Below are 25,970 nucleotides of genomic sequence, written 5' to 3'. Positions count from 1 at the left end.
AGCGAAAACGACTGAAATCCAGGTCTGAACGCCAGAATCAGACGGATCTGATTGCTTGGGAAAGGTCTTGTTGCAAATGATTTCCATTTTCAACAAAGGCCCTTGCCATGCGCACTTCAGATTGCCGTTCCCGACCTTTCGTCTCCGGCCCCCAGTCATGCCTTTATTCGGTCTTCGCTGCGGCGCTGGTCACACCCGCATACGCGCAGGAGGTGCCCCCTGAGGATCGCCAGGTCCAGCTGGCGCCGGTCACCGTTTCGGGACCGCGCACCACCGGCTCGCGCACCGAGGCATCCGACTCGGTCAAGTACGCCAAGCCGCTGCTGGACGTGCCCCAGACCATTACGGTGGTGCCGGGGCAGGTGCTCCAGGAACAGAACGCCCTGAGCCTGCAGCAGGCGCTGTCCAATGTGTCGGGCATCACCTTCAATGCGGGCGAGGGCGGTGCAGGCTCGGGCGACAGCATCAACATCCGCGGCTTCAGCGCCAACGCCAACCTGCAGATCGACGGGCTGCGCGACAGTGGGCAGAACAACCGCAGCGACCTCTTCAACACGGAGTCTGTCGAAGTGATCAAGGGCCCGAACTCGGTCTTTGGCGGGGCAGGCACCTCGGGCGGCAGCATCAACATGATCAGCAAGCAGCCCAAGGCCCATGACTTCACCGAGGCCGACGCAGGCCTGGGTACGGCCAGCTACCGGCGCCTCACGCTCGACACCAACCGGGTGCTGGCTGGCGGCAAGGCCGCCATGCGCCTGAATCTCATGGGCCATGACAGCGACGTGGCCGGGCGCGACACCATCTTCAAGCGGCGCTGGGGTGTGGCGCCCTCGCTGGCTCTGGGATTGAATTCGCCCACGCGCGTGACTCTCAGCTTCTTTCACCAGAACGATGACAATCTTCCCGACTTCGGCGTGCCGGCCTTTCGCGGCAAGATGCTCGATGGCGTCTCGCGCAATGCCTATTTCGGCTGGCGCAACCTTGACCGGGAAAAGATCAGCCAGGATGCCCTGACCGCGAAGATCGAGCATGACTTCGCCTCGGGCGCCAAGCTGCAGAACCTCTCGCGCTACTCGCGGCTGAGCCGCGATACCGTGATCTCTGCCTCGCATGTCGATCTCCGGGGCATGCAGCCTGGCTACTACCGGCCCGCAGGGCCCCAGGCCTATGGCCGCGATGCGGCCACCACCCTGTGGATCAACCAGACCAACCTGACCCAGCGCTTCGACACAGGCGTGCTGGGGCATACGCTGATCACGGGCTTCGAGATCGCGCGCGAGACCTATGACCGCACCACCTCTTCCTACAACATCAACCGGCAGTTCCCGGCCGGCGGCTATCCGCTGGCCCGTCCGCCCGGATACTGGACGGGCACGACGGACTTGCAAAACAGCGGAAGGAACGAGACCAGCCTGGACACCCGCGCGCTGTATGCCACCGACTCCATTGCGCTGGGTCCGCGCTGGGATCTGAACCTGGGCCTGCGCTATGACTGGATCGACGGGCGCTCCAACGCCACAACGGCCGCTGGCGTGCGCACCGCGGTGGACAGCTCCGACGGCCGGCTCAGCGGCCGCACGGCCCTGAGCTTCAAGCCCGCCGACAACGGCCGCATCTACCTAGCCTACGGCACGGCCTTCAATCCGTCTGCCGAATTCCTGGTCTCCAATGGTTCCGGCCTGGATGCGGCCACGGCCTCGCTGGCACCCGAGAAGAACACCAGCCTGGAACTGGGAACCAAGTGGGATGTGCTGGACCGCCAGCTGGCGCTGACCGGCGCCCTGTTCCAGGTGGACAAGACCAATGCCCGAGAGCAGATGGCCGATGGCAGCTATCTGCTGGCCGGAGAGCAGCGCGTGCGCGGGCTGGAGCTCGGTGCCGCAGGCAAGGTGACGCCGCAATGGGATGTCTTCGCCAACTACACCTTCATGGCCAGCAAGACCCTCAAGTCATTGAACGAGCCTGCGCGTGTGGGTCAGGCGCTGGGCAATACGCCGCGCCATTCGCTGAACCTGTGGACCACCTATGCATTGCCCCAAGGCTGGACGGTGGGCTATGGGGCGCGCTTCGTGGGCACGCGCAATGTCACCTCGGCAGGCGATGGGAAACTCTCTGCCTATTGGGTGCACAGCGCCATGGTCGGCTATGAACTCAACCGGCAATGGAAGCTCAGGCTCAATCTCGAAAACATCGGCAACAAGGCCTATGTGGCCGGCGTGCGCCAGCGCCTGGGCGAGCAGTCACGCTCCTCGGCCGTTGAATACGGCGAAGGCCGCACGGCCCGGGTGACGGCGCTCTATCAGTTCTGAAGTGCCTGATTGCCTGGGGCCGACGCTCAGCGTGTCGGCCCCAGGTAACAATGCGTGCAAGCTGCCCCCAGAGGGCAGCTTTTGTTTTTATAGGTTCGTTGGACAAAAAAAGAGCCCGCACAAGGCGGGCTGGTGATGGTCAGGCCGGCGGCAAAAACCGCCGACTCGTACGCATCTTACTGGATCTTGGCCTTTTCGCGCAGCGATTCCTGGAATTGCGCCAGCTTTTGCTGTTGCAGCTGCTGCACGATCTGGGGCTTGACTTCCTCGAACTTGGGCAGTTCAGCCTGACGTGCGTCGTCCAGGCGGATGATGTGGTAGCCGAACTGGGTCTTGACCGGCTCCTGGGTCATGCCACCCTTTTCGAGCTTGATCAGGGCTTCGGAGAACTCGGGCACGTAGTTGCCGGGGTTGGCCCAGTCGAGGTCACCGCCACGGGCGCCGGATCCGGGGTCCTTGGACTCCTTCTTGGCGATGTCTTCAAACTTCTTGCCGGCCTTGATCTCGGCAATGATGGCCTTGGCGCGGTCTTCCGACTCGACCAGGATGTGGCTGGCCTTGTATTCCTTGCCGCTGTTGGCAGCGACGGCCTTGTCGTACTCGGCCTTGGCTTCGGCGTCGGTCACGGGGTTCTTCTTCTGGAAGTCTTCGAACAGCGCGCGGATCAGGATGGTCTGGCGGGCCAGTTCCATCTGCTGCTTGTAGGCTTCGCTGTTGGCCAGGCTGCGCTTGTTGGCTTCCTGCATGAAGATCTCGCGGGCGATGACTTCTTCCTTGATCTGCCCTTCCATCTCGGGCGTCACGGGGCGGCCGCTTTGCTCGATCTGTTGCTTGAGCACTTCGGCGCGTGCCTTGGGCACAGCCTTGCCGTTGACGACGGCGATGTTCTGGGCCGAGGCGGACAGGGCCGCGGTGCTCAGCACGGCGGCAGTCACCAGGCTGGTCAGAAGCTGTTTTTTCATGCGAATTCCAGATATGAAGGAAAAATTGATTCTATAGCGCGGATACGCAACAGGCTCCGAATCGTCGGAGCCTGTAAAAGTTCAAAGAACCTCGATGGCGATGGCGTGTGCGCCCTGGTCAATGAATTCTTGCAGCGCATCATACACAAGGCGATGGCGTGCCACGCGTGGCTTGCCTTGAAACAAAGGTGACGCAATGCGCACGCGGAAATGCGTGCCGAAGCCGGTGCCGTTGGCGCCCACATGGCCGGCGTGCTGGTGGCTCTCGTCGATCACTTCCAGGTGATCGGGGGCGAGGCGCTCGCGCAGCACGGCCTGCATGGCTTCGGCGGTGATGGGCAGCGGATGGGCGGGCACGCTCATGGCTGCTTGTCCTGCTGCACGCCAGGCGGGGGCAGGGCGTCGGGCGTGGCGGCTGCTGCCTCGCCCTTGTCTTCCTGCATGAAGCGGCTCATGTAGATGGCCTGGCCGATCACGAAGACCAGCATCAGCCCCATTCCGCCGAACAGCTTGAAGTTGACCCAGGTGTCGGTGTCGAAGCGGTAGGCGATGACCAGGTTGAGCGCGCCCATGACCGCGAAGAACGCCGCCCAGCTCCAGTTCAGGGTGCGCCATGCGTTGTCGGGCAGTTGCAGCTGTGCGCCCATGACCGAGCGCAGCAGGTTCTTGCGGAACACCAGCTGGCCTATCAACAGGGCACTGCCCATGAGCCAGTACAGCACGGTGGGCTTCCACTTGATGAAGGTGTCGTTGTGGGCCAGCAAGGTGGCGCCGCCGAACAGCACGATCACGCCCAGGCTCACCCATTGCATGGGCTCGACCTTGCCGTGGCGCACGCGCAGGTAGGCGATCTGGGCAATGGTGGCGACGATGGCCACGGCCGTTGCCGTGTAGATGCCCCAGACCTTGAAGGCGACGAAGAACAGGATGATGGGGAAAAAGTCGATCAGTAACTTCATTGGAAGGTTTCGATGGGCTTGGAGTCAGGCATGGGGCCTGAGCTTGGCAGGCGCATTGTGGCGCAGCCGGCGCGGCCCGGCATCGGTGCAGGGCCGCGTGGCCTGGGGTTTTTGCGGGCCTGGAGCCTAGGCCTTGGGCGGCTCGAATTCCAGCGATGCGGAATTCATGCAGTAGCGCAGTCCTGTGTCGGAGGGGCCGTCGGGGAATACATGCCCCAGGTGGGCGCCGCACTGGCTGCAGACGGTTTCGGTGCGCACCATGCCGTGGCTGCGGTCCACGATTTCGGTGATGGCGCCGGGGATGGCGCGGTCGAAGCTGGGCCAGCCGCAGCCGGCATCGAACTTGGTGTCGGAGTCGAACAGCTTGCTGCCGCAGCAGATGCAGTGGTAGCTGCCATCGGCCCAGAACTGTTCATAGCGGCCGGTGAACGGGCGCTCGGTGGCTGCATGGCGTGTCACCTGGAAGGCGGCAGGTTCGGCGCCCTTGGCCTGCAGCTCGGCCTGCCATTCCTGTTCGGTCTTGTGGATGGGAAAGCTCATGATGAACAGCTGATCTCGATGGAGGAAGCCCAGTCGGGCGGGAAGCCTGCCCATTCGGCATGCTCGGCGTGGGGGTCGAACGGAGTCTGCAGCACGGCCAGCAATTTGCGCACGGGAGCGAAGTCACCGGCCTTTGCGGCGCGGATGGCCATCTCGCCCAGGTGGTTGCGCAGCACGAAGCGCGGATTCGATTCTTGCATCAAAGCGGCGGCCGCCGCGGCGTCCGTGCCTGCCAGGTGCCGCGCGTACAGGGCTGCCCAGCGATCGAAGGCCTCGCGGTCCAGCACCAGGTCGCGCACGGGCTCGAGGTCGAGGTCCGTGCCGGCACTGGCACCGGCAGCCACCGCATCGGTCAGGCGGCTGAAGAAGATGGTGTAGTCCACCGCGTTGTCGGCCATGAGCTGCAGCAGCGGGTTCACCAGGGCGGCAAAGCGCCCCTCGGCGGGCGGCGTGCCTGGCGCATCTTCGGGCAGGCCCAGCTTGCGCAGCATGAGGGCGCCATAGGCCTGCGGAAACACCTGTTTGTATGACTCCAGCGCCGCAATGGTCAGTTCTTCTTCGCCGATCAGCGGCAGCAGGGCCTGGCCCAGGCAGTACAGGTTCCAGTAGGCCACCTGGGGCTGGCGGTTGAAGGCGTAGCGGCCCTGGGTGTCGCTGTGGTTGCAGATGTGGCCGGGGTTGAAGGCATCAAGGAACTGGAAGGGCCCGTAGTCGATGGTCAGGCCCAGGATGCTCATGTTGTCGGTGTTCATCACGCCATGGCAAAAGCCCACGGCCTGCCAGTGCGCCAGCAGCCGCGCCGTGCGCTCGCTCACGGCCTGCAGGAAGTTGGCGTAGGCGTTGCCGGCCAGTGCCTCGGCCGTGCGGCATTCGGGGTAGTAGCGGTCGATCACGTAGTCGGCCAGCTGGCGCAGCGGCGCTATCTGGTCGCGCGCCGCAAAGTGCTCGAAATGGCCGAAGCGTATGAAGCTGGGCGCCACGCGCGCCACCACGGCGGCGGTCTCGATCTCTTCGCGGCGAATGGGGGCGGGCGATCCGGTGAGGCTCAGCGCGCGCGTGGTGGGAATGCCCAGGGCGTGCATGGCTTCGCTGCACAGGAACTCGCGGATGGACGAGCGCAGCACGGCGCGCCCGTCGCCCATGCGCGAGTAGGGCGTGCGGCCCGCGCCCTTGAGCTGAATCTCGTGGCCCGAGGCCGTTTCGCCCAGCAAGATGGCACGGCCGTCGCCAAGCTGGCCGGCCCAGACGCCGAACTGGTGGCCGCTGTAGACGCTGGCCAGCGGATGGCTGCCGGGCAGCACGGCATTGCCGGTGAGCGCCTGCAGGGCCTCATCGGAGGCCAGCCATTGTGGGTCCAGGCCCAGCAGCTCGGCGGTGCCGGTGCTGGTGGCAATCCAGTGCGGCTCGGGCAGCGGCGTGGGGCGCAGATGGGTGAAGAAGTCCGGGCCCAGGGCGGCGAAGCCGTCTTGCCAGGAGATGTGAGGGCGTGGGGAGGTCGCCGGAGCCTGGCCTTCGGCGGCAGCATGCAGGTTCATGCGGGAATTGTCCCCCAGCGCCTATGCCCCGTGGGGCGCAAGGTTCATGCGCGCATTCACCGCATGCATTCACGCACGCAGTTGCTGCCGGTACTGGCCGGGCGGCATGCCGAACCATCGGCGGCAGGCGCGAAAGAGGTTGCTCTGGTCCACAAAGCCCAGCAGGTCGGCCACCTCGGCCAGGCTGCGGCGCGGCTCGCCCAGGTACTGCAGGGCCAGCTCGCGCCGGGTTTCGTCCAGCAGTTGCTGGTAGCTGGTGTCTTCGGCCTGCAGGCGGCGCTGCAAGGTGCGGTCGGTCAGGCCCAGCAGGCTGGCCACGTCTTCGCGGCGCGGCTCGCCCTGGGGCAGCAGGCGCGCGATCTCGTGGCGCACGCGCGCGCCCACGCCGGCCTGGCCCAGGTGGTCGAGCTCGGTTTCGACCAGCTTTTCGTGCAGTGCCAGCAGTTCGGGGTTGTGTGTGGGAATGGGGGCGAGCAGGTCGGCCTCGGACAGCAGGAAGCGGTTCGCGTCCTCGCCGAAGCGCGGCAGCAGGCCGAAGGCCGCGCGGTAGGCGGCCTCGTGCGAGGGGGCGGGCGCCTCGGCCATGAATTCCACGGCCAGCGGCCGGACATCGCGCCGCGTCAGCCAGTTGCACAGCACCAGCAGCGTGAGCACGGCGAACTCCACGCGCTGGCGCGGCACGGGCCGTGTGGCGCCGATGTGATGTATGGACAACCAGTAGCCGCGCGCATCGCGCTCCAGCGTGAAGGACGTTGCGTCCGAGATCACGGCCATGTGGCGTTCCAGGTCGCGGAAGCCGGCCAGCAGGTGCGGGCCCGAAGCCAGCGAGTAGCCGACCAGATCGATGTTGCCGTGGCGCGCGGCCAGTTGCCGGTCCAGCCCCAGCGTGGGATTGGCGGACTGGGCCACGGCCAGCTCCCAGAGCCGGCTCACGCGGTCCACATCGGTACGGGTCTGCGAATGCTGCAGTGCGGCAAGGTCGATATCGGCTGCGGCGCACAGGCTTTGCGGGGCCAGCCCTTCGGTGGCCATCATGTCCAGGATGCCGCGCACCCAGGCGGCGGAGCTGCTGCGCTGCGTTGTCATGACCGGGTTTTCCTGGGCCATTCGGGGCGCTGTTTGCGTTCTGAAGTCACTGTTTTGGCGTGGTTGCGATAGCGGCGTTTTGCCGCGCTGTTCCTAGAATTTTTGCAGCGCGGCGAACGACTGCGCAGTGTGACCCATGGGCCCGGCGCGGCCCATACGGGAAACCCCAAAAACCATTCAGGAGACAAGCATGCGCACAGGACAGCGGTGGATGGCTGGCGGCATACGCCTGGCCGTGGCTTCAATGGCTTTGTGGCTCGCGGCCTGCGGCGGCTCGGGCGGCGGAGGTCCCGAACTGCGCGAGACGGCCTACGGCCCCTTGCGCGGCGTGGACGATGGCGCCGCCACGGGCACCTATTACTGGAAGGGCGTGCCCTTTGCCCAGGCGCCCGTGGGCGCGCTGCGCTGGCAGCCGCCGGCCGAGCCCAAGGCCTGGGAGGGCGTGCGCGAGGCGCGCCAGTTCGGCAATGCCTGCCTGCAGATCGGGCGCATGTACGGCCCGGGAGCCAACAACCGCTTCGACGACACGATCGCCTCCACCCTGGGCCAGCCCGTGGGCAGCGAGGACTGCCTGACGCTCAATATCTGGCGCCCGGCCAGCGGTGCCGAGAAGCTGCCGGTGCTGGTGTTCATCCACGGAGGCAGCGCCATCTCGGGCTATACGGCCGATCCGCTGTATGACGGCGCGGCCCTGGCGCGCGCCGCCAATGCCGTGGTGGTGACAGCCAACTACCGGCTGGACATCCTGGGCTACATGCACATGCCGCAGATGCAGGCCGGCGCGCCGGCCACGGGCAACTTTGCGCTGCTGGACAACCTGCAGGCGCTGCGCTTTGTGCAGCGCAATATCGCGGGCTTTGGCGGCGATCCGGGCAATGTCACGCTCATGGGCCAGTCGGCGGGTGCCACCAATGTGCTGGCGCTGCTGGCGGCCGAATCGGCGCGCGGCCTGTTCCACAGGCTGGTGCCCATCAGCGGCGGGCTGTCGCTTCCATCCAATCTGCCGGCCGGCGTGCTGGCCACGCTCAAGCCGGCTTCCGCCTACGCCACCCAGTCCGCGCTGCTTCTGGCCCATCTGATGGTGGCCGATGGGCTGGCTGCCGATGTGGCGGCTGCGTCCACGGTGGCTGCCGGCTGGACACCGGCGCAGATTGCGGCCTACCTGCGCGGCAAGGATGCGCGCGTGCTGCTGCAGACCCTGGTGGCCAAGGGCCTGACGGGCGCGGGACCGATTCCCGACGGCCTGCTGCTGCCCACCGATCCCATGGCCGCGCTGGCTGCGGGCCAATACAACCGCATGCCCGTGATGGCCGGCTACACGGCCGAGGAGGGCAAGCTGTTCGCACCCCTGCTGGCGGCGCTGGGCGGCAAGCCGGGCTTCAGGATCGATGATGCGGCGCGCTTTCGCATGATGCAGTCCTTCGATGCGCAGTCGCCCAACGCGCCGGGCCTGGCCGACATCATCGATGCCGCCTACCTGCCCGTCGATACGCCGGTCACCGGCTACAACGCCCGCATGGCGCAGCTGACCCATCTGTTCGCCGACCCCAGCCGCGACCAGTTGCTCAATACGCTGCGCACGCGCCAGGCCGAGGTCTGGAGCTACCGCTTCGACTGGGCGCGCCAGCCCGCCCCCTGGAACACGGTCTACGGCGCGGCCCATGCGTTCGATCTGCCCTTTCTCTTCGGCAACTTCGGGCCGTCCGTGTTCTCCCGCGTGACCAACAGCACGGCGAATGCCCCGGGCCGGCTGGCGCTGTCGAACGCCATGATGGCCAGCCTCAAGGCCTTCATGCAGACGGGCAATCCGCAGAACGCGACCCTGGGCCAGACATGGAAGCCCTGGCCGTCCAGCCTGATCTTCGACGCCGAGCCGGGCGCGACCAGCATCCGGGTGCAGTGAGCGAGCAGGGGCTTGCCGCGGCAAGCCCCAAGAGACAGCCAACAACAACGAAGGAGACAAGTACCCATGACAGTCAAGACCGTTTTCACACATGCCTGGCGCTGGCCGCTGGCGGGAGCCATTGCGGCCGCCGCCGTGGGCCTGGCCGCCTGCGGAGGGGGATCGTCGGGCATGCCCGCGCCCATGGGGCCGGGCCAGCAATCGGGCTACATCACCCTGCCGGACGGCAGCAAGATGCGCTACTCGCTGCTGCTGCCCGAGGGGCAGGGCCCGTTCCCGCTGCTGGTCGAGTACGACGGCTATATCTCGGGCTCGTACCCCAACATCAGCAGTCCCTGGACCAAGGAAGGCTATGCGGTCATGGGGCTGAACGTGCCGGGCACGGGCTGCTCCACGGGGGATGACAAGGTGTTTGACGCCAGCGTGGGTGCGGCCGGGGCCTTTGCCATCGAATGGGCCGGGCGGCAGGCCTGGTCCAACGGCCGCATCGGCATGATCGGCTACTCGTACTCGGGCTACAACCAGCTGTGGGTGGCGGCGCACCGGCCCAAGGGGCTGCTGGCGATCACGCCCAGCAAGAATGTGGGCGATCCCTACCGGGACGTGGGCTATCCGGGCGGCATTGCCAACATTGGCTTTCCGGCGCAGTGGTGGAACGGCTTCCCGCGCATCTGGCGCACGGCCGCCGACCTGGCCGTGAAGAACGGTGGCGACACGGAATGCGCCAAGACGGTGACCGACAACATCGAGAAGATCAAGCGGCCCGAGCTGGACCTGATCAAGTGGCTGGACAACCCCTATGCCGATGGCCTGTACCTGGAGCGCAGCGCCATGCTGCAAAGCGGCAAGATCAATATCCCCACGCTGGGCACGCAGTCCTGGCAGGACGAGCAGATCGGCCCGCGCTCGGGCTACTACGAGGACACCATTGCGCCCGACAGGATGTGGCTGGTCAGCTCCAACGGCGACCACCACACGAACATCACCTCGGACCATATCGACCAGACGCTGAAGCGCTTCCTGGCGCGCTTCGTCAAGGGAGAGGACAACGGCTTCGACAAGGAGCCGCGTGTGCGCTTGCTGCAGGAGATGCAGACCACGGACGCCAAGGCCCTCAATGGCGGCGCCAAGCTCATGCCCACGGGCGAGGTACGATTTGACCGGCTGCCTGTCCAGGTCAAGCCCCTGCGCCTGTGGATGCAGCCGGGCCAGGCGCTGGGCGACAGCGCACCCGCCTCAGGCACGGCTTCGTCCAGCTACCGCTATCCGGCCCTGAGCCCGCAGGTGAACAACCCGGCGGCCGAAGGCTGGCCCGCCGTGCCCGCGTCGGAAAAGGATGGCCAGCTGGTCTTCACCACGGCGGCCCTGCCGCAGGACCTGAGTTTTTATGGCGAAGGCTCGGCCGACCTGTGGCTCAGCGCCACGGCCGCCAATACCGACATCCAGGTCACCGTGTCCGAGGTGCGGCCGGACGGGCAGGAGATGTTCGTGCAGCGCGGCTGGCTGCGTGCGTCCAAGCGTGCGCTCGATGAGAGCCGTTCCACGGCGCTGCGTCCCTGGGGTGCCTACACACGGGACAAGGATGTGCCACTGGTCGCCGGCCAGCCCCAGTTGATGCGGGTGGAGATCCAGAAATTCGCGCATGTGTTCCGCGCCGGTTCAAGCATTCGCGTGACAGTGGATTCGCCATCGCAGACCGGATACTGGATCTTCGGCAACGACAAGACGCCGTCCACGAACACGCTGTGGCATGACGCGGCGCATGCGTCGAGCATCGTCCTAGGGTATATCCCATACGAGCATGCGAAGACGCTGCCGAGTTGCGACAAGACAATGCGTCAACCATGCCGGAAAAACGATGCGCCTGTCCCTGCCGGGATCGGACCCAGGGCGCCGGCCTGAGCCCACCCTCCATGCGGGCAGCGGCATCGCGCACCAGGGCCTTGGCCTTGCGCGAATCCGCGGTCCGCAGTTCACGACGTTCACGAAGTTCAATCACCTTAGGAGCCTATAGATGCTGGGTCTGATGCAAAGCCAACCACTGTTGATCTCGTCGCTGATCGACTTCGCCGACCGCCACCATGGCGATGCGGAGATCGTCTCGCGCAGGGTGGAGGGCGATATCCATCGCTATACGTACCGCGACCTGGCACGGCGTTCGCGCCAGCTGGCGAACACGCTGGACGGCCTGGGCCTGCAGCCCGGTGACCGCGTGGCCTCGCTGGCCTGGAACGGCTACCGCCATATGGAGATGTACTTCGGCGTCAGCGGCTCGGGCCGCGTGCTGCACACGGTCAATCCGCGCCTGCATCCCGACCAGGTGGCGTGGATCATCAACCACGCGGAAGACCGCGTCATGTGCTTTGACCTGACCTTCCTGCCCATCATCCAGGCCGTGCATGCCAAGTGCCCCACGGTGCGCCAGTGGGTGGCGCTGTGCGATGCGGACCGCCTGCCCGCCGACAGCGGCATTCCGGGCCTGGTCAGCTACGAGGACTGGATTGGCGGCCAGTCCGACCAGTACCAGTGGCCCGAATTCGACGAGAACACGGCCTCCAGCATGTGCTACACCAGCGGCACCACGGGCAACCCGAAGGCCGTGCTCTACAGCCACCGCTCCACCACGCTGCACGCCTACGCGGCCGCGCTGCCCGATGTGATGTGCATATCGGCGCGCGACTCGGTGCTGCCCGTCGTGCCCATGTTCCACGTCAACGCCTGGGGCATTCCCTACTCGGCCGCGCTCACGGGCTGCAAGCTGGTGTTCCCCGGCCCGGCGCTGGACGGCAAGTCGCTGTACGAGCTGATCGAGGCCGAAGGCGTCACCTACGCGGCCGGCGTGCCTACGGTCTGGCAGATGCTGCTGGGCCACATCAGGCCGGGCGGCCTGCGGTTTTCCACGCTCAAGCGCACGGTGATCGGCGGCTCCGCCTGCCCGCCGGCCATGATCACGGCCTTCCAGGACGAGTTCGGCGTGGAGGTGCTGCATGCCTGGGGCATGACCGAGATGAGCCCGCTGGGCACGCTGTGCACGCTCAAGAACAAGCAGCTGCAGCTGCCCAAGGATGAGCAGATGAAGATCCTGCAAAAGCAGGGCCGTGCCATCTACGGCGTGGACATGCGCATCGTCGACAGCGACGGCACCGACCAGCCCTGGGACGGCAAGAGCTACGGCGACCTGCTGGTGCGCGGCCCCTGGATCGTGGACAGCTACTTCAAGGGCGAGAGCCCGCTGGTCAAGGACGCGCAGGGCCGCGGCTGGTTCCCCACGGGCGACGTGGCCACCATCGACCCGGACGGCTTCATGCAGATCACCGACCGCAGCAAGGACGTGATCAAGTCCGGCGGCGAGTGGATCAGCTCCATCGACATCGAGAACATCGCCATGGCCCATCCGGCCGTGGCCATGGCCGCCTGCATCGGCATGCCGCATCCCAAGTGGGACGAGCGCCCCATCGTCGCCGTGGCGAAGAAGCCCGGCGCCGAGGTCACGCGCGAGGAACTGCTCAAGTTCTACGAGGGCAAGACCGCCAAGTGGCAGATCCCCGACGACGTGGTCTTCGTCGATGCCATTCCGCTGGGCGCCACCGGAAAAATGCTCAAGACCCGGCTGCGCGAGCAGCTGGCCGGCTACCGGCTGCCGGGGCTTTGAGCCGTTGCGGGCGGCCACCGGGCCAGGGCATGCGGGGGCATGTCCTGGCCGGGGCGGCCGGTCCGAGTCTCGTCGGCGATAGCCGCTAGGGGCAATCACCGATCAGGGCAGGGCACAGGGGCCATTACCCTGGGCCTCGCCCAGAAACCACCACAAGAGGAGACGCTTCATGAAGTTTGCGATCAAGGCATTGACGGCATCCCTGGCCCTGGCTTGCGCCACGGGCGCCATGGCCCAGAAGGGCGAGACGGTGAAGGTTGCGTGGATCGACCCGCTGTCCGGCCTCATGGCCGCGCTGGGGTCCAACCAGCTCAAGAGCCTGCAGTACATCGCCGAGGAGCTCAACAAGGGCACGGCCTCGGGCGTGAAGTTCGAAATCATCGGCATCGACAACAAGCTCAGCCCCCAGGAAACCACGGCAGCCCTGCGCTCGGCCATGGACCAGGGCGTGCGCTACGTCTTCCAGGGCAACGGCTCGGGCCCGGCCCTGGCCATCATGGATGCGCTGGAAAAGCACAACGCGCGCAACAAGGGCAAGGAAGTCGTCTACCTCAACTACGCGGCCGTGGACCCGGACCTGACCAACAGCAAGTGCAGCTACTGGCACTTCCGCCTGGATGCCGACACCTCCATGAAGATGGAGGCCTTGACCACGTACATGAAGGACGTGCCCGAGGTCAAGAAGGTCTACCTGATCAACCAGAACTACTCGCACGGCCAGCAGGTCTCCAAGTACGCCAAGGAGATGCTCAAGCGCAAGCGCCCCGATGTGGAGATCGTGGGCGACGACTTCTCGCCGCTGGCCCAGGTGCGCGACTTCGCACCCTACATCGCCAAGATCAAGCAGTCGGGCGCCGACTCGGTGATCACGGGCAACTGGGGCTCGGACCTGGCGCTGCTGATCAAGGCCGCCAGCGACGCGGGCCTGAACAACGTCAAGTTCTACACCTACTACGCCATCGCCACCGGCGCGCCCACGGCCATGGGCGCGGCTGCGGCCGACAAGGTCTACATGGTGGGCTACGGCCACATGAACCTGCCCGGCCCGCTGGACCGCATCACCAAGGGCTACAAGGCCAAGTTCAACGACGACATGTACACGGGCTCGCTGTACTCGGGCCTGACCATGCTGGACCAGGCCTTCCTGCGCGCCAAGACCACGGACCCGGCCAAGGTGGCGGCCACCATGGAAGGCATGAAGTTCAACAGCCTCAACGGCGAAGTGGAGATGCGCAAGAGCGACCACCAGCTGCAGCAGGGCCTGTTCATCGCGCGCTGGGAAAAGGCGGGCGGCAAGTACCCGATGGACTCGGAGAACACCGGCTACACCTTCGTCCCCGTGAAGTACTACGAGCCCTATGTGGCCAGCACGCCGACATCTTGTGAGATGAAGCGACCCTCATGACGGCATAACTGGCCATTGAACTTCGCAAAGGGGCGCGAGGCGCCCCTTTTTTTGCCTGAAATCAGGCAAAACACGGTTTTCTGGCCTGATCGATGGCGATCTGTCGCCAATGTGTCCAGGGCCGCAGCCAAGTCGCATGCGCGATAGTTTCTAAGGCATTCCCCAGAGGGAAATTGTCATTCAGGCGTTAGTCTGGCGCCAATACAGATATCCGAATCAACCGGAAAAAGGAGACAGAAAAATGAAGTGGATCGTGCATTCGGTGGCCGCCTCGGCCATGCTGGCCTGTGCATCGGGCGCCTGGGCGCAAAAGGGCGAGACGGTGAAGATCGGCTGGATCGATCCGCTGTCGGGTCTGATGGCCGCCGTGGGCACGAATCAGCTCAAGACCTTCCAGCTGATGGCCGAGGAGTTCAACAGGAAAAATGCCTCGGGCGTGAAGTTCGAGATCATCCCGCTGGACAACAAGCTCAGCCCGCAGGAGACCACGGCCGTGCTGCGTTCGGCCATGGACCAGGGCGCACGCTACGTGGTGCAGGGCAACGGCTCGGGCCCGGCCCTGGCCATCATGGATGCGCTGGAAAAGCACAACGCACGCAACAAGGGCAAGGAAGTCGTCTACCTCAACTACGCGGCGGTGGACCCGGACCTGACCAACAGCAAGTGCAGCTACTGGCACTTCCGCCTGGATGCGGACACCTCCATGAAGATGGAAGCGCTGACGACCTACATGAAGGACCTGCCCGAGGTCAAGAAGGTCTACCTGATCAACCAGAACTACTCGCACGGCCAGCAGGTCTCCAAGTACGCCAAGGAAATGCTCAAGGCCAAGAGGCCCGACGTGCAGGTGGTGGGCGACGACTTCGCGCCCCTGGCCCAGGTGCGCGACTTCGCGCCCTACATCGCCAAGATCAAGCAATCGGGCGCCGACACGGTGATCACGGGCAACTGGGGCTCGGACCTGTCGCTGCTGCTCAAGGCCGCCAACGACGCGGGCCTGAACAACGTCAAGTTCTACACCTACTACGCCTTCGGCTCGGGCTCGCCCACGGCCATGGGCGCGGCCTCCGACGGCAAGGTCTACACCGTGGGCTACGGCCACTACAACATGGGCGGCCCCATCCAGCCGCTGATGGCCGAGTTCAAGAAGAAGATGAACGACGACCTCACGCAAAGCTCGATCTACCACGTGTTCGCGCTGCTGGATGCGGCCTTCGTCAAGACCGGCGGCACCGACCCCGTGAAGGTGGCGGCCGCGCTGGAGGGCATGAAGCTCAAGAGCTTCAATGGCGAAGTGGAGATGCGCAAGACCGACCACCAGCTGCAGCAGGGCCTGTACATCACGCGCTGGGAAAAGGCCGGCGGCAAGAACCCGTATGACGCAGAGAACACGGGCTACACCTTCGCCCCGGTGAAGTACTACGAGCCCTACGTGGCCAGCACGCCCACCTCCTGCCAGATGAAGCGCCCGTCCTGAGAGCGGCCCGCCCCGCTTCCTGTCCCCAACGCACCGAGACCAAGGCCTTTCGATGACGCTTGAGTTCTTCACCATATCGCTGCTCAACGGCGTGAGCTATGGACTGCTGCTGTTCATGCTCAGCTCTGGGCTGACGCTGATCTTCAGCATGATGGGCGTGCTCAACTTCGCCCACACCAGCTTCTACATGCTGGGCGCGTACTTCGGCTACACGCTCAGCGGCATCATCGGCTTCTGGGGCGCGCTGTTCGTCGCGCCCCTGCTGGTGGGCGCGCTGGGCGCCATGTTCGAGCGCTACAGCCTGCGCCGCGTGCACAAGTACGGCCATGTGCCCGAACTGCTCGTGACCTTCGGTCTGTCCTACCTCATCCTCGAGGTGGTGCAGCTGGTCTGGGGCCGCGGCACCGTGCCCTACGGACTGCCGCCCGCGCTGCAGGGCCCGCTGTTCACGCTGTACGGCACGCAGTTCCCGCGCTCGCGCTCCTTCGTGATGCTGCTGGCGCTGCTGATGCTGGTGGCCGTCTGGCTGCTGCTGACGCGCACGCGCATCGGCCTGGTCATCCAGGCCGCGCTCAAGAACCCCGAGATGGTGGAGGCGCTGGGCCACAACGTGCCGCGCGTGTTCATGATGGTGTTCGGCGGCGGCTGCGCGCTGGCGGGGCTGGCCGGCGTCATCGGCGGCAACACCTATGTGACCGAGCCGGCCATGGCCATGTCGGTCGGCTCCATCATCTTCGTGGTGGTGGTGGTCGGCGGCATGGGCTCGCTGGCGGGGGCCTTCGTGGCCTCGCTGCTGATCGGCGTCGTGCAGACCTTTGCCGTGGCCATCGACTGGTCGCTGGCCAGCCTGCTGACCTCGCTGGGCAGCCCGGTCGGCGAGCAGACCTTTGGCTGGCCGCTGCTCAAGCTCACCATCTCCCAGGTCGCGCCCATCCTGCCCTACCTGTTCCTGGTGCTGATCCTCATCTTCCGGCCCAAGGGCCTCCTGGGCACGCGGGGAGATTGACACCATGTCCTCGATCACCAAAACGACCATGACATCCACTGCCGCAAAAGGCGTTCCGGGCGCTTCAGGGGCTGCGGGCGCAGGGCGCCACTACAGCTTCCAGCCGCTCAACATCGGCCGCATCCTGATCTGGGGCGCCTTCGCCCTGGCGCTGATCGTCGCGCCGCTGGTGTTCACCAGCAGCCTGGCGCTGACCATGCTCAGCCAGATCGGCTATCTCATCATCATCTGCCTGTCCTACAACATCCTGCTGGGGCAGGGCGGCATGCTGAGCTTCGGCCATGCGGTCTACACGGGGTTGGGCTCGTTCATCGCCATCCATGCGATGAACCGGGCCAGCTCCGGCGACTGGGGCATTCCGCTGGTGCTGATTCCCATCATCGGCGGCCTGGGCGGCATGTTCTTCGCGGCCCTGCTGGGCTATGTGACCACCAAGAAGTCGGGCACCACCTTCGCCATGATCACCATGGGCATCGGCGAGCTGGTGGCGTCCATGGCGCTGATGTTCCCCGAGTTCTTCGGGGGCGAGGGCGGCATCACCACCGACCGCGTCTATGGCAAGCCCTTCTTCGGGCTGACCTTCGGCTCGGGCATGGAGGTGTACTACCTGATCGCCGCCTACTGCTTCATCTGCACGGCCGCCATGTTCGCCTTCACGGGCACGCCGCTGGGGCGCATGCTCAACGCCGTGCGCGACAACCCCGAGCGCGTGGAGTTCGTGGGCTACAACACGCAGCGCGTGCGCTACTTCTCCTTCATCATCGCGGGCTTCTTCGCAGGCGTGGGCGGGGGGCTTGCAGCCATCAACTTCGAGATCATCACGGCCATGGACAGCGTGAGCGTGATGCGCTCGGGCTCGTACCTGCTGTTCACCTTCCTGGGTGGCGCCACCTTCTTCTTCGGGCCCATCATCGGCGCCGTGCTGCTGGTGCTGGCCTCGGTGCTGCTGTCGGAGCTGACCAAGGCCTGGCTGCTGTACCTGGGCCTGGTGTTCCTGCTGATGGTGATGTACGCACCGGGCGGCGTTGCCAGCCTGATCATGATGAACCTGCGCGTGGCGCGCTTCGGCAAGTGGCGCCGGCTGGCCCAGCCCTACCTGGCCATCGCGGCCAGCGCCCTGGTCATGATCGTGGGCGGCGCGGCCATCGTCGAGATGATCTACCACCTGCAGCTCAATGCGGCCCTGGGTCCCCAGGTCTCGTTCATGGGCGTGCAGCTCGATACCAGCTCGGCATCGACCTGGACCGTGGCCGTTGCCATCTTCGTGGTGGGTCTGGGCCTGCTGGAAGTGGCCCGGCGCTGGTGCCTGCGCCGCTGGGAGCGCATCCAGGAAGAAATCGAAGAAGCCATCAAGCGCGGGGAGGGTTGAACCATGTCCAGCATTGCAATCGAACGTCCGGGCACCGCGGCCGCCGCCGTGGCTGGCGAGGCCACCTATGCGCTGGAGCTGCGCGACCTGTACAAGCGCTTCGGCAAGGCCGAGATCATCCGTGGCGCCCAGCTGGCCGTGAAGCCGGGCGAGCGCGTGGCCATCATCGGCCCCAACGGCGCGGGCAAGAGCACGCTGTTCAACCTGATCAGTGGCCGCTTCGAGCCCACCAGCGGCCAGGTGCTGCTCAACGGCCAGCGCATCGACGGCAAGAAGCCCTATGAAATCAACCGCATGGGGCTGTCGCGCAGCTTTCAGATCACCAACATCTTTCCCAAGCTCAGCGTGTTCGAGAACCTGCGCTGCAGCGTGCTGTGGAGCCTGGGCTACCGCTACAGCTGCTGGCGCTTCCTGTCGAAGCTGCGCGACGCCAATGCCCGCGCCGATGAGCTGATGGAGATGATCGGCCTGCACAGAAAGCGCGACACGCTGGCCGTGAACCTGACCTATGCCGAACAGCGTGCGCTGGAGATCGGCATCACCATCGGCGGCGGTGCCGGCGTCATCCTGCTGGATGAACCCACGGCCGGCATGAGCAACAGCGAAACGGCCCACTTCATCCAGCTGATCAAGAAGGTCACCGAAGGCAAGACCCTGCTGACCGTGGAGCACGACATGGGCGTGGTCTTCGGCCTGGCCGACAAGATCGCCGTCGTGGTCTACGGCGAAGTCATCGCCTACGACACGCCCGAGGCCGTGCGTGCCAATCCGCGCGTGCAGGAGGCCTATCTGGGCTCGTCCGTGGCGGATCAACAAGCTGGTGCACATTGAATGGAAGCACCCCCTGAGTCGCTGCGCGCCTTCCCCCTCTCTACTTGCTTCGCAAGGGAGGGGGACGACACCCTCGCGGCGGGGCGGCCCTTGCTCGGTGTCCCTGGCTTGGGGCACGTCAGTTTCATGCGCTACGGGTAGCGCTCAAAGCGATAGAGAACAGACAGGATCTGAGATGCTGAACATCAACAACCTGCATGCCTATTACGGCAAAAGCCATGTGCTGCATGGCGTGGATTTCTCGGTGCAGCCCGGCGAAATCGTCGCGCTGCTGGGGCGCAACGGCTCGGGCCGCTCCACCACGGCCAAGGCCATCATGGGCCTGGTGCACTGGGAGGGCTCGCTGGACTGGAAGGGCCAGAGCCTGACCGGCCGCAAGGCCTACGAGATCGCCCACCTGGGCGTGGGCTACGTGCCCGAGAGCCGCGATGTGTTCCCCAACCTCACCGTGCACCAGAACCTGCTGCTGGGACAGAAGGGCAAGGGCCGGGACAGCCGCTGGGGCTTCGACGACATGTACGCCATGTTCCCGCGCCTGAAGGAGCGCCAGCACACCGAGGCCGGCGTGATGTCGGGCGGCGAGCAGCAGATGCTGACCCTGTGCCGCACGCTGATGGGCGACCCGGACCTGATCATCATCGACGAGCCCACCGAAGGCCTGGCTCCCAAGATCGTCGAGCTGGTGGGCGAGTACCTGCAAAAGATCAAGCAGCGCGGCGTGTCCGTGCTGCTGATCGAGCAAAAGCTCACCATTGCCATGAGCATCTCGGACCGGGCCCTGGTCATGGGCCATGGGCGCATCGTCTTCGACGGCACGCCCGACGGGCTGCGCGCCGATCAGAAGGTGCGCAAGGAGTGGCTGGAGGTCTGATACCTGCCTGTTCTCTGCTCAGGGTGCACTGGCCAGGGCGCTCGTTGCCTGCGTACGCTCCGTCCAGCCGCCACCCAATGACTTGTACAGATCGATCAGGTTGCCCAGGCGCGCCAGCCGCGTCAGCACCAGCGCCTGCTGCGATCCGTAGCGCGTGCGCTGCGCATCCAGCAGGCTGAGGTTGTCGTCCAGGCCTTCGGCAAAGCGCTGGGCGGCCAGTTCCTCGGCCTTTTCGCTGGCGTCCAGCAGCAGTTGCTGCGCTTGCATCTGCTCGTCCAGCGTGCGTTTGCCGGCCAGACCATCGGCCACTTCGGCGAAGGCGGTCTGGATGGCCTTCTCGTAGCTGGCGACCTCAGCGCGCTGGCGCACCCGGGCGACGTCTAGCTGGGCCCGCAGCGAGCCGCCCTGGAAGATGGGCAGGCCAATGCGCGGCATGAAGCTCCAGGTGCCCGAGCCTGCGTCGAACAGGCCGCCCAGGCTGGCGCTGGCCGTGCCGGCAACGCCCGTCAGCCCGATGGTGGGGAAGAACGCTGCCTGCGCGGCGCCGATGCTGGCGTTGGCTGCGCGCAGCCGGTGCTCGGCGGCGCGCAGGTCGGGCCGGCGCATCAGCAGGTCCGAGGGCAGGCCTGCTGGCAGATTGGCGGGCACCAGGTCGTCTGGCAGCGTGAGGGCCCTGTCGAGCTGGTGTGACAGCTCGGGTGTCAGCGGCTGGCCCAGCAGCAGCACCAGGGCGTTGCGGTCCCGTGCCGCCTGGCGCGTGTACAGCGCCCGGTTGGCCTGCGCCGTGCGCAGGGCGATCTCAGCGCGCCGCAGGTCGATGCGGTTGGCGCTGCCAGCCTCCACCAACTGGGCCGTCAGTGCGAAGGAGCGCTGCTGGGCCTCCAGCGTCTGCTGCGTCAGGCCCAGCAGTTCCTGGTCTGCGCGCAGCGCCAGATAGGCGTTGGCCACTTCGGCGACCAGGCTCAGTTGCCCGGCCGTGCGGGTTTCGTCCAGGGCCAGGTAGGCGGCCAGCGCCTGTTCGCCGAGGCTGCGTATGCGGCCCCACAGGTCCAGCTCCCACGAGACGACGCCCGCGACCTGGAAATTGCGACGGATGCCGGCTGTGCCGCTGGGGTTGAGGTCGGCTGGCAGGCGCTGTGCCGAACCGTCGGCGCCCAAGCCGATGCGCGGCAGCAGGTCGGCGCGCTGTATGCGGTACTGGGCCCGCGCCATCTCCACGTTCAGCGCGGCCTTGCGCAGGTCGCGGTTGTTGGCCAGGGACAGGGCCACCAGTTCCTGCAGCAGCGGGTCGCGCAGGAAGTCTCGCCAGCCGATGTCGGCCACGGCCTGCGGGGCCGCATCGGCATCGCCATAGGCGGGACCGCTGGGGTAGATGGTGTCGATGGGCGCTGGCGGGCGCTCATATCTGGGGGCCAGCGAGCAGCCGGCCAGCAGGCTGGCCAGGGCCAGCAGCGACAGTTTTTTCAGGGGACGTTCAGTCCGCATGGCGTACTCCGATCTGCTGCGCGGGTGAGGTGGATGGCGTGGCCGCAGGGCGCTGGCGGCGCGTGGTCCAGCGCCTCACCAGCACGTAGAACACAGGCGTGAGCACCAGGCCGAACAGCGTCACGCCCAGCATGCCGGCGAACACGGCCACGCCCATGGCATGGCGCATCTCGGCACCGGCGCCGCTGGCCAGCACCAGGGGCACGACTCCCGCAATGAAGGCCAGCGAGGTCATCAGGATCGGGCGCAGGCGCAGGCGCGCCGCTTCGAGCACGGCGGCGAGCGGGTCGGCCCCTTCGTCTTCCTTGGCGCGTGCGAACTCCACGATGAGGATGGCGTTCTTGGCGGCCAGCCCCACAAGCACCACAAAGCCGATCTGCGTGAAGATGTTGTTGTCGCCGCCGGTCAGCCACACCCCGGCGATCGCCGACAGCAGCGCCATGGGGGCGATCAGCAGCACGGCGAAGGGCAGCGACCAGCTGTTGTACTGGGCCGCGAGGATCAGGAAGGCCAGCAGCACGGCCAGTGGGAAGATGTACAGCGCCGAGTTGCCGGCCTGCTTTTCCTGGTAGACCAAGTCCGTCCATTCGAAGGTCATGCCTTCGGGCAGGGTTTCGCGCGCAATCCGCTCCATGGCGTCGGTGGCCTGGCCCGAGGAGTAGCCGGGCGCCGGCCCGCCGCTGATGTCGGCCGAGGGAAAGCCGTTGTAGTGGATCACCCGGTCCGGGCCCGAGCTGCGGGTGATGCGCACGAAGGCGCTCAACGGGATCATGTCCCCGGCCGCGTTGCGCAGCTTGAGCCGGCCGATGTCCTCGGCCTGCATGCGAAACGGCGCGTCGGCCTGTGCCATGACGCGGTAGGTGCGGCCGAAGCGGTTGAAGTCGTTGACGTACAGCGAGCCCAGGTTGATCTGCAGCGTCTCGAACACGTCGGTCAGCGAGATGCCCAGCGACTTGGCCTTGGTCCGGTCGACGTCCACCTGCAGCTGCGGCGCGTTGGTCTGGAAGCTGGCCAACATGCTGGCCAGCTCGGGCGTCTGCATGGCCTTGGCCATGAGGGCGCCCTGGGCCTGCACCAGCGCCTCCAGGCCCAGGCCCGCGCGGTCTTCGATCTGCATCTTGAAACCGCCCATGCTGCCCAGGCCCGGCACGGGCGGCGGCGGAAACATGCCCAGGAAACCGTCGGGGATCTGGCTGAACCGGCCCATCAGTTTCCCCGCGATGGCATTGGCGGACAGCGATGGGTCCTTGCGCTCGGCAAAGGGCTTGAGCATGGCGAACATGACGGCCGAGTTGGGCACGTTCACGAAGCCGTTGATGGACAGGCCCGGGAAGGCCACCACGCTCTCCACCCCGGGCTCGGCCAGCGCGATCTCGGACATCTGCTTGACCACGGCCTCGGTGCGGTCCAGCGAGGCCCCGGTGGGCAACTGGGCGATGCCGACCAGGAAGTACTTGTCCTGGGCCGGAACGAAGCCACCGGGCACCTGCTGGAAGCCCAGCCAGGCCAGGGCCACGAAGCCGCCATACAGCAGCAGCACGATGGCGCTGCCGCGCACTGCGCGGCGTACCGTGCCCACGTAGGCATTGGAGGCGCCGTCGAAGAAGCGGTTGAACAGGCGGAAGAACCCGCCGAACACGGCGTCCATGGCGCGCGTGAGCCGGTCGGGCCTTGCCCCGCCGTGGTGGGGCTTGAGCAGGATGGCCGACAGCGCGGGCGACAGTGTCAGCGAGTTGATGGCCGACAGGATGGTCGATATGGCGATGGTCAGCGCGAACTGGCGGTAGAACTCGCCCTGCAGGCCCGACAGAAAGGCCGATGGGATGAAGACCGCCGCCAGCACCGAGGTGATGGCCAGGATGGGACCGGTGACCTCGTCCATGGCCTTGCGCGCCGCGTCGCGCGGCGATTCGCCCAGGGCGATGTGGCGTTCCACGTTCTCGACTACCACGATGGCATCGTCCACCACGATGCCGATGGACAGCACCAGCCCGAACAGCGACAGCGTGTTCAGCGAAAAGCCGAAGATCTGCATCAGCGCGAAGGTGCCCACCAGTGACACCGGTACGGCCACCAGCGGGATGATGGAGGCGCGCCAGGTCTGCAGGAACAGCACCACCACGATGACCACCAGCACGATGGCCTCCAGCAGCGTGACGGCCACCGATTGCAGCGAGGCGCGCACGAAGACCGTGGGGTCGTAGGCGATGCGGTACTCGATGTCCTGCGGGAAACCCTTTTGCAGCTCTTGCATCCTGGCGCGCACGGCATTGGAGACGTCGATGGCATTGGCGCCGGGGCTCTGGATGATCTGCATGGCCAGTGCCGGCTCGCCATCGAGCAGGCTGCGCAGGGTGTAGGCGTCGGCGCCCAGCGAGATGCGGGCTACGTCGCGCAGGCGCGTGACCTGGCCGTCGGCGCCGGATTGGACGATGATGTCGCCGAACTGTTCCTCGCTGGCCAGGCGGCCCATGGTATTGACCGTCACCTGGAAGGCCGACGAGGTGTCGGGCTGCTGGCCCACCGAGCCGGCCGCGACCTGCACGTTCTGCTCACGGATGGCGGCGACCACATCGCTGGCACTGAGCCCGCGCGTGGCCACCTTGGCCGGATCCAGCCACACGCGCATGGAGTATTCGCCCGCGCCCCAGACCTGCACATCGCCGATGCCGGGCAGGCGCGCCAGTTCGTCGCGCACCTGGCGCAGGGCGAAGTTGGACAGGTACAGCGGGTCGTAGCGCTTGCCGGGCGAGACCAGGTGCACCACCATCAGCACGTCGGGCGAGGTCTTTTGCGTGACCACGCCGATGCGCTGCACCTCCTGCGGCAGGCGGGGCAGGGCGCGCGAGACCCGGTTTTGCACCTGGATCTGCGCCATGTCCGGGTCGGTGCCCTGCTTGAAGGCGATGCTGATCGCCATCCGGCCGTCGGTGGTCATCTGGGAGCTCATGTAGAGCATGTTCTCCACGCCGTTGATGACCTGCTCCAGCGGCGCGGCCACGGTGTCGGCGATGACCTCGGGATTGGCGCCAGGGTAGCTGGCCGTGACCTGCACCGTGGGCGGCGTGACGGCCGGATACTCGCTCAGCGGCAATTGCCAGAAAGCGATGGCGCCGGCCAGCAGCATCAGCAGCGACAGCACGATGGCGAAGATCGGCCGCGCGATGAAAAAGCGGGGAAAGTTCATTGGCGTGCCTCCACCCGGTCATTGGCGGCGCCAGCCGCTGCGGGTGAGGCGGCAGCGGAGGCCGTCTGCTGCATGGGGGTCGGGCGGGGCGTGACCTGCATGCCGGGACGCACCAGCCCCTTGAGGATGATTTTCTCGCCGCTTTTCAGGCCCTCGTCGATCACGCGCAGGCCATCCACCAGCGGCCCCAGCCGCACCGGGCGGTACTGGGCCTGGTTGTCCTCTGCCACGACCAGCACATAGTTCTTGCCCTGGTCGGTGCCCACGGCCTGGTCATCGATCAGGATGGCCTCGCGCGCAGCACTCGTGGCCAGCCTGGCCCGTGCGAACAGGCCCGGGGCCAGTACACCCTTGGGGTTGGGCACCACGGCGCGTGCGCGGATGGTGCCGGTGGCGCGGTCCATCCTGTTGCCCACGAAGTCGAGCACGCCTTCATGGGGGAAGCCCTGGTCCGTGACCAGCCCCAGCGCCACGCGCGGCGCCGCCTTGCCGCCACGCGCCTCGGGCCGGGCCTGGCGCACGGCCGTGAGATAGGTGGCTTCGTCGATGTCGAAATAGGCGTGCATGGGATCGACCGAGACGATGGTGGTCAGCAGCGTGGCCGCGCCCGCCGAACCTCCCGAGCTGCCGCCGACCAGGTTGCCCTCGGTCACCAGCACCCGGTCCACGCGGCCCGAGATAGGCGCCGTGATGCGCGCGTAGGACAGGTCCAGCCGCGCCGCTGCCACGGCGGCCTGGGCCGCCTGCACCTGCGCCTGGCGGGCGTTGTGCGCGGAGACGGCATCGTCATGGGTCTTGCGCGAGACGGCGCCCGTGGGCGCCAGCCGTTCGGCGCGCTCGACATCGGCCTGGGCCTGGCTGGCCAGCACCTGGGCCTGGCGCAACTGTGCGGCCGCATTGTCCAGCGCAACATGGAAGGGGCGCGGGTCGATCTGGAACAGCAACTGGCCCTTGCGCACCAGACTGCCCTCGGGAACGCTCACGGCCTCGACCGCACCGCCCACGCGCGAGCGCAGCTCCACCGTCTTGGGCGCGGCGAGAAAGCCCGTGAACTCGGCCGATGGCGTGACCGTGCGCGTAATGACTTCGGCCACCGGCACCTGCGGCCCGGCGGGTGCGGCCGCCTTTGGCTGGTCGCCCGAGGCCTCGCGGGTGGCGAGGGCTATGCCCAGTACCCCCGCCATGGCGCCGGCAAGCGCGGCGATTCTGATTTTTTCACGCATGGAAGTGCCCCTTTCTCGGCTGCAGGGCCCCGGACCATCCGGCGCGTCGCTGCATCGACATGCGCAAAGGCTGGGGCTTACAACGGCGGCAAGGTCAAGCTTTGCCAAAAGAACTCCGGGCCGCGAGGGCACTTGACCTTGACGTTGTGTGAAGGATCAAGCTGTGCACG

19 protein-coding genes are annotated in these 25,970 nt (G+C 66.4%); 10 read left to right on the top strand and 9 right to left on the bottom strand.

The genetic code is table 11. The features are described 5' to 3' along the window. The first annotated feature begins 107 nt into the window (after window positions 1-107). Window positions 108-2,309, top strand: a complete 2,202-nt coding sequence (locus KDK82_RS12195; protein ID WP_088165024.1) for a TonB-dependent siderophore receptor — start codon at window positions 108-110, stop codon at window positions 2,307-2,309. A gap of 176 nt (window positions 2,310-2,485) precedes the next feature. Here the strand turns inward: KDK82_RS12195 and KDK82_RS12190 are convergent, their stop codons facing one another. The 6 genes from KDK82_RS12190 to KDK82_RS12165 form a co-directional block, all read right to left on the bottom strand. Then, window positions 2,486-3,271 carry a peptidylprolyl isomerase gene (locus KDK82_RS12190; protein WP_088165023.1) on the bottom strand — a complete coding sequence of 262 codons (786 nt, stop codon included), beginning with the start codon at window positions 3,269-3,271 and terminating at the stop codon, window positions 2,486-2,488. Between the two features lie 81 nt (window positions 3,272-3,352). After that, window positions 3,353-3,634 (bottom strand): BolA family transcriptional regulator, encoded by a 282-nt coding sequence (locus KDK82_RS12185; RefSeq protein ID WP_034392668.1) that lies wholly within the window; start codon window positions 3,632-3,634, stop codon window positions 3,353-3,355. Then, on the bottom strand, window positions 3,631-4,230 hold the full coding sequence (locus KDK82_RS12180) for a septation protein A (protein WP_013802779.1): 600 nt from the start codon (window positions 4,228-4,230) through the stop codon (window positions 3,631-3,633). The genes KDK82_RS12185 and KDK82_RS12180 overlap by 4 nt, the downstream gene beginning before the upstream one ends. A 126-nt stretch (window positions 4,231-4,356) precedes the next feature. After that, on the bottom strand, window positions 4,357-4,770 hold the full coding sequence (gene msrB, locus KDK82_RS12175) for a peptide-methionine (R)-S-oxide reductase MsrB (protein ID WP_012205139.1): 414 nt from the start codon (window positions 4,768-4,770) through the stop codon (window positions 4,357-4,359). Beyond that, window positions 4,767-6,305: a YdiU family protein gene (locus KDK82_RS12170; protein ID WP_088165022.1), complete on the bottom strand. Its 1,539-nt coding sequence runs from the start codon at window positions 6,303-6,305 to the stop codon at window positions 4,767-4,769. Before KDK82_RS12170 ends, msrB begins: the two co-directional genes overlap by 4 nt. A 69-nt stretch (window positions 6,306-6,374) precedes the next feature. Continuing rightward, window positions 6,375-7,391, bottom strand: coding sequence for an AraC family transcriptional regulator (locus KDK82_RS12165; protein ID WP_043822774.1), 1,017 nt, complete (start codon window positions 7,389-7,391; stop codon window positions 6,375-6,377). A gap of 190 nt (window positions 7,392-7,581) precedes the next feature. Here KDK82_RS12165 and KDK82_RS12160 point away from each other — a divergent pair, with 190 nt between their 5' ends. From KDK82_RS12160 to KDK82_RS12120, 9 genes are all read left to right on the top strand, one after another. Next, window positions 7,582-9,294 carry a carboxylesterase/lipase family protein gene (locus KDK82_RS12160; RefSeq protein ID WP_088165021.1) on the top strand — a complete coding sequence of 571 codons (1,713 nt, stop codon included), beginning with the start codon at window positions 7,582-7,584 and terminating at the stop codon, window positions 9,292-9,294. Between the two features lie 66 nt (window positions 9,295-9,360). Then, window positions 9,361-11,196 carry a CocE/NonD family hydrolase gene (locus tag KDK82_RS12155; RefSeq protein WP_088165020.1) on the top strand — a complete coding sequence of 612 codons (1,836 nt, stop codon included), beginning with the start codon at window positions 9,361-9,363 and terminating at the stop codon, window positions 11,194-11,196. A gap of 112 nt (window positions 11,197-11,308) precedes the next feature. Continuing rightward, the gene (locus tag KDK82_RS12150; protein ID WP_034392681.1) at window positions 11,309-12,946 is read left to right on the top strand and encodes a 3-(methylthio)propionyl-CoA ligase; all 1,638 of its coding nucleotides are present in this window, start codon (window positions 11,309-11,311) and stop codon (window positions 12,944-12,946) included. A 169-nt stretch (window positions 12,947-13,115) separates the two neighbouring features. Further along, complete coding sequence (locus tag KDK82_RS12145) at window positions 13,116-14,351, top strand: branched-chain amino acid ABC transporter substrate-binding protein (protein WP_013802774.1); 1,236 nt, start codon at window positions 13,116-13,118, stop codon at window positions 14,349-14,351. Window positions 14,352-14,592: 241 nt separating this feature from the next. Next, on the top strand, window positions 14,593-15,828 hold the full coding sequence (locus KDK82_RS12140) for a branched-chain amino acid ABC transporter substrate-binding protein (RefSeq protein ID WP_088165019.1): 1,236 nt from the start codon (window positions 14,593-14,595) through the stop codon (window positions 15,826-15,828). 52 nt (window positions 15,829-15,880) lie between these two features. Further along, entirely contained in the window at window positions 15,881-16,834 is a 954-nt protein-coding gene (locus tag KDK82_RS12135; RefSeq protein ID WP_013802772.1) for a branched-chain amino acid ABC transporter permease, read from the top strand. A gap of 4 nt (window positions 16,835-16,838) precedes the next feature. After that, window positions 16,839-18,203 carry a branched-chain amino acid ABC transporter permease gene (locus KDK82_RS12130; protein ID WP_013802771.1) on the top strand — a complete coding sequence of 455 codons (1,365 nt, stop codon included), beginning with the start codon at window positions 16,839-16,841 and terminating at the stop codon, window positions 18,201-18,203. Between the two features lie 3 nt (window positions 18,204-18,206). Further along, window positions 18,207-19,034: an ABC transporter ATP-binding protein gene (locus KDK82_RS12125; RefSeq protein WP_051940671.1), complete on the top strand. Its 828-nt coding sequence runs from the start codon at window positions 18,207-18,209 to the stop codon at window positions 19,032-19,034. A 175-nt stretch (window positions 19,035-19,209) separates the two neighbouring features. Continuing rightward, a complete protein-coding gene (locus KDK82_RS12120) occupies window positions 19,210-19,905 on the top strand; it encodes an ABC transporter ATP-binding protein (RefSeq protein WP_012205150.1) in 696 nt (231 codons plus the stop codon). Between the two features lie 18 nt (window positions 19,906-19,923). Here the strand turns inward: KDK82_RS12120 and KDK82_RS12115 are convergent, their stop codons facing one another. Genes KDK82_RS12115 through KDK82_RS12105 form a run of 3 tightly spaced genes read right to left on the bottom strand, consistent with a single transcriptional unit; the run spans window position 19,924 to window position 25,800 of the window. Next, window positions 19,924-21,390: an efflux transporter outer membrane subunit gene (locus tag KDK82_RS12115; RefSeq protein WP_088165018.1), complete on the bottom strand. Its 1,467-nt coding sequence runs from the start codon at window positions 21,388-21,390 to the stop codon at window positions 19,924-19,926. Further along, on the bottom strand, window positions 21,380-24,577 hold the full coding sequence (locus KDK82_RS12110) for an efflux RND transporter permease subunit (RefSeq protein WP_034392691.1): 3,198 nt from the start codon (window positions 24,575-24,577) through the stop codon (window positions 21,380-21,382). Before KDK82_RS12110 ends, KDK82_RS12115 begins: the two co-directional genes overlap by 11 nt. Continuing rightward, window positions 24,574-25,800, bottom strand: a complete 1,227-nt coding sequence (locus KDK82_RS12105) for an efflux RND transporter periplasmic adaptor subunit (RefSeq protein WP_088165017.1) — start codon at window positions 25,798-25,800, stop codon at window positions 24,574-24,576. Before KDK82_RS12105 ends, KDK82_RS12110 begins: the two co-directional genes overlap by 4 nt. Window positions 25,801-25,970: the final 170 nt, after the last annotated feature.

Source organism: Delftia sp. K82, from assembly GCF_002193035.1.
Classification (GTDB): domain Bacteria; phylum Pseudomonadota; class Gammaproteobacteria; order Burkholderiales; family Burkholderiaceae_C; genus Comamonas; species Comamonas acidovorans.
The sequence above is the reverse complement of the archived record's forward strand: the minus strand, read 5'-3'. Positions and strand labels throughout refer to the sequence as shown.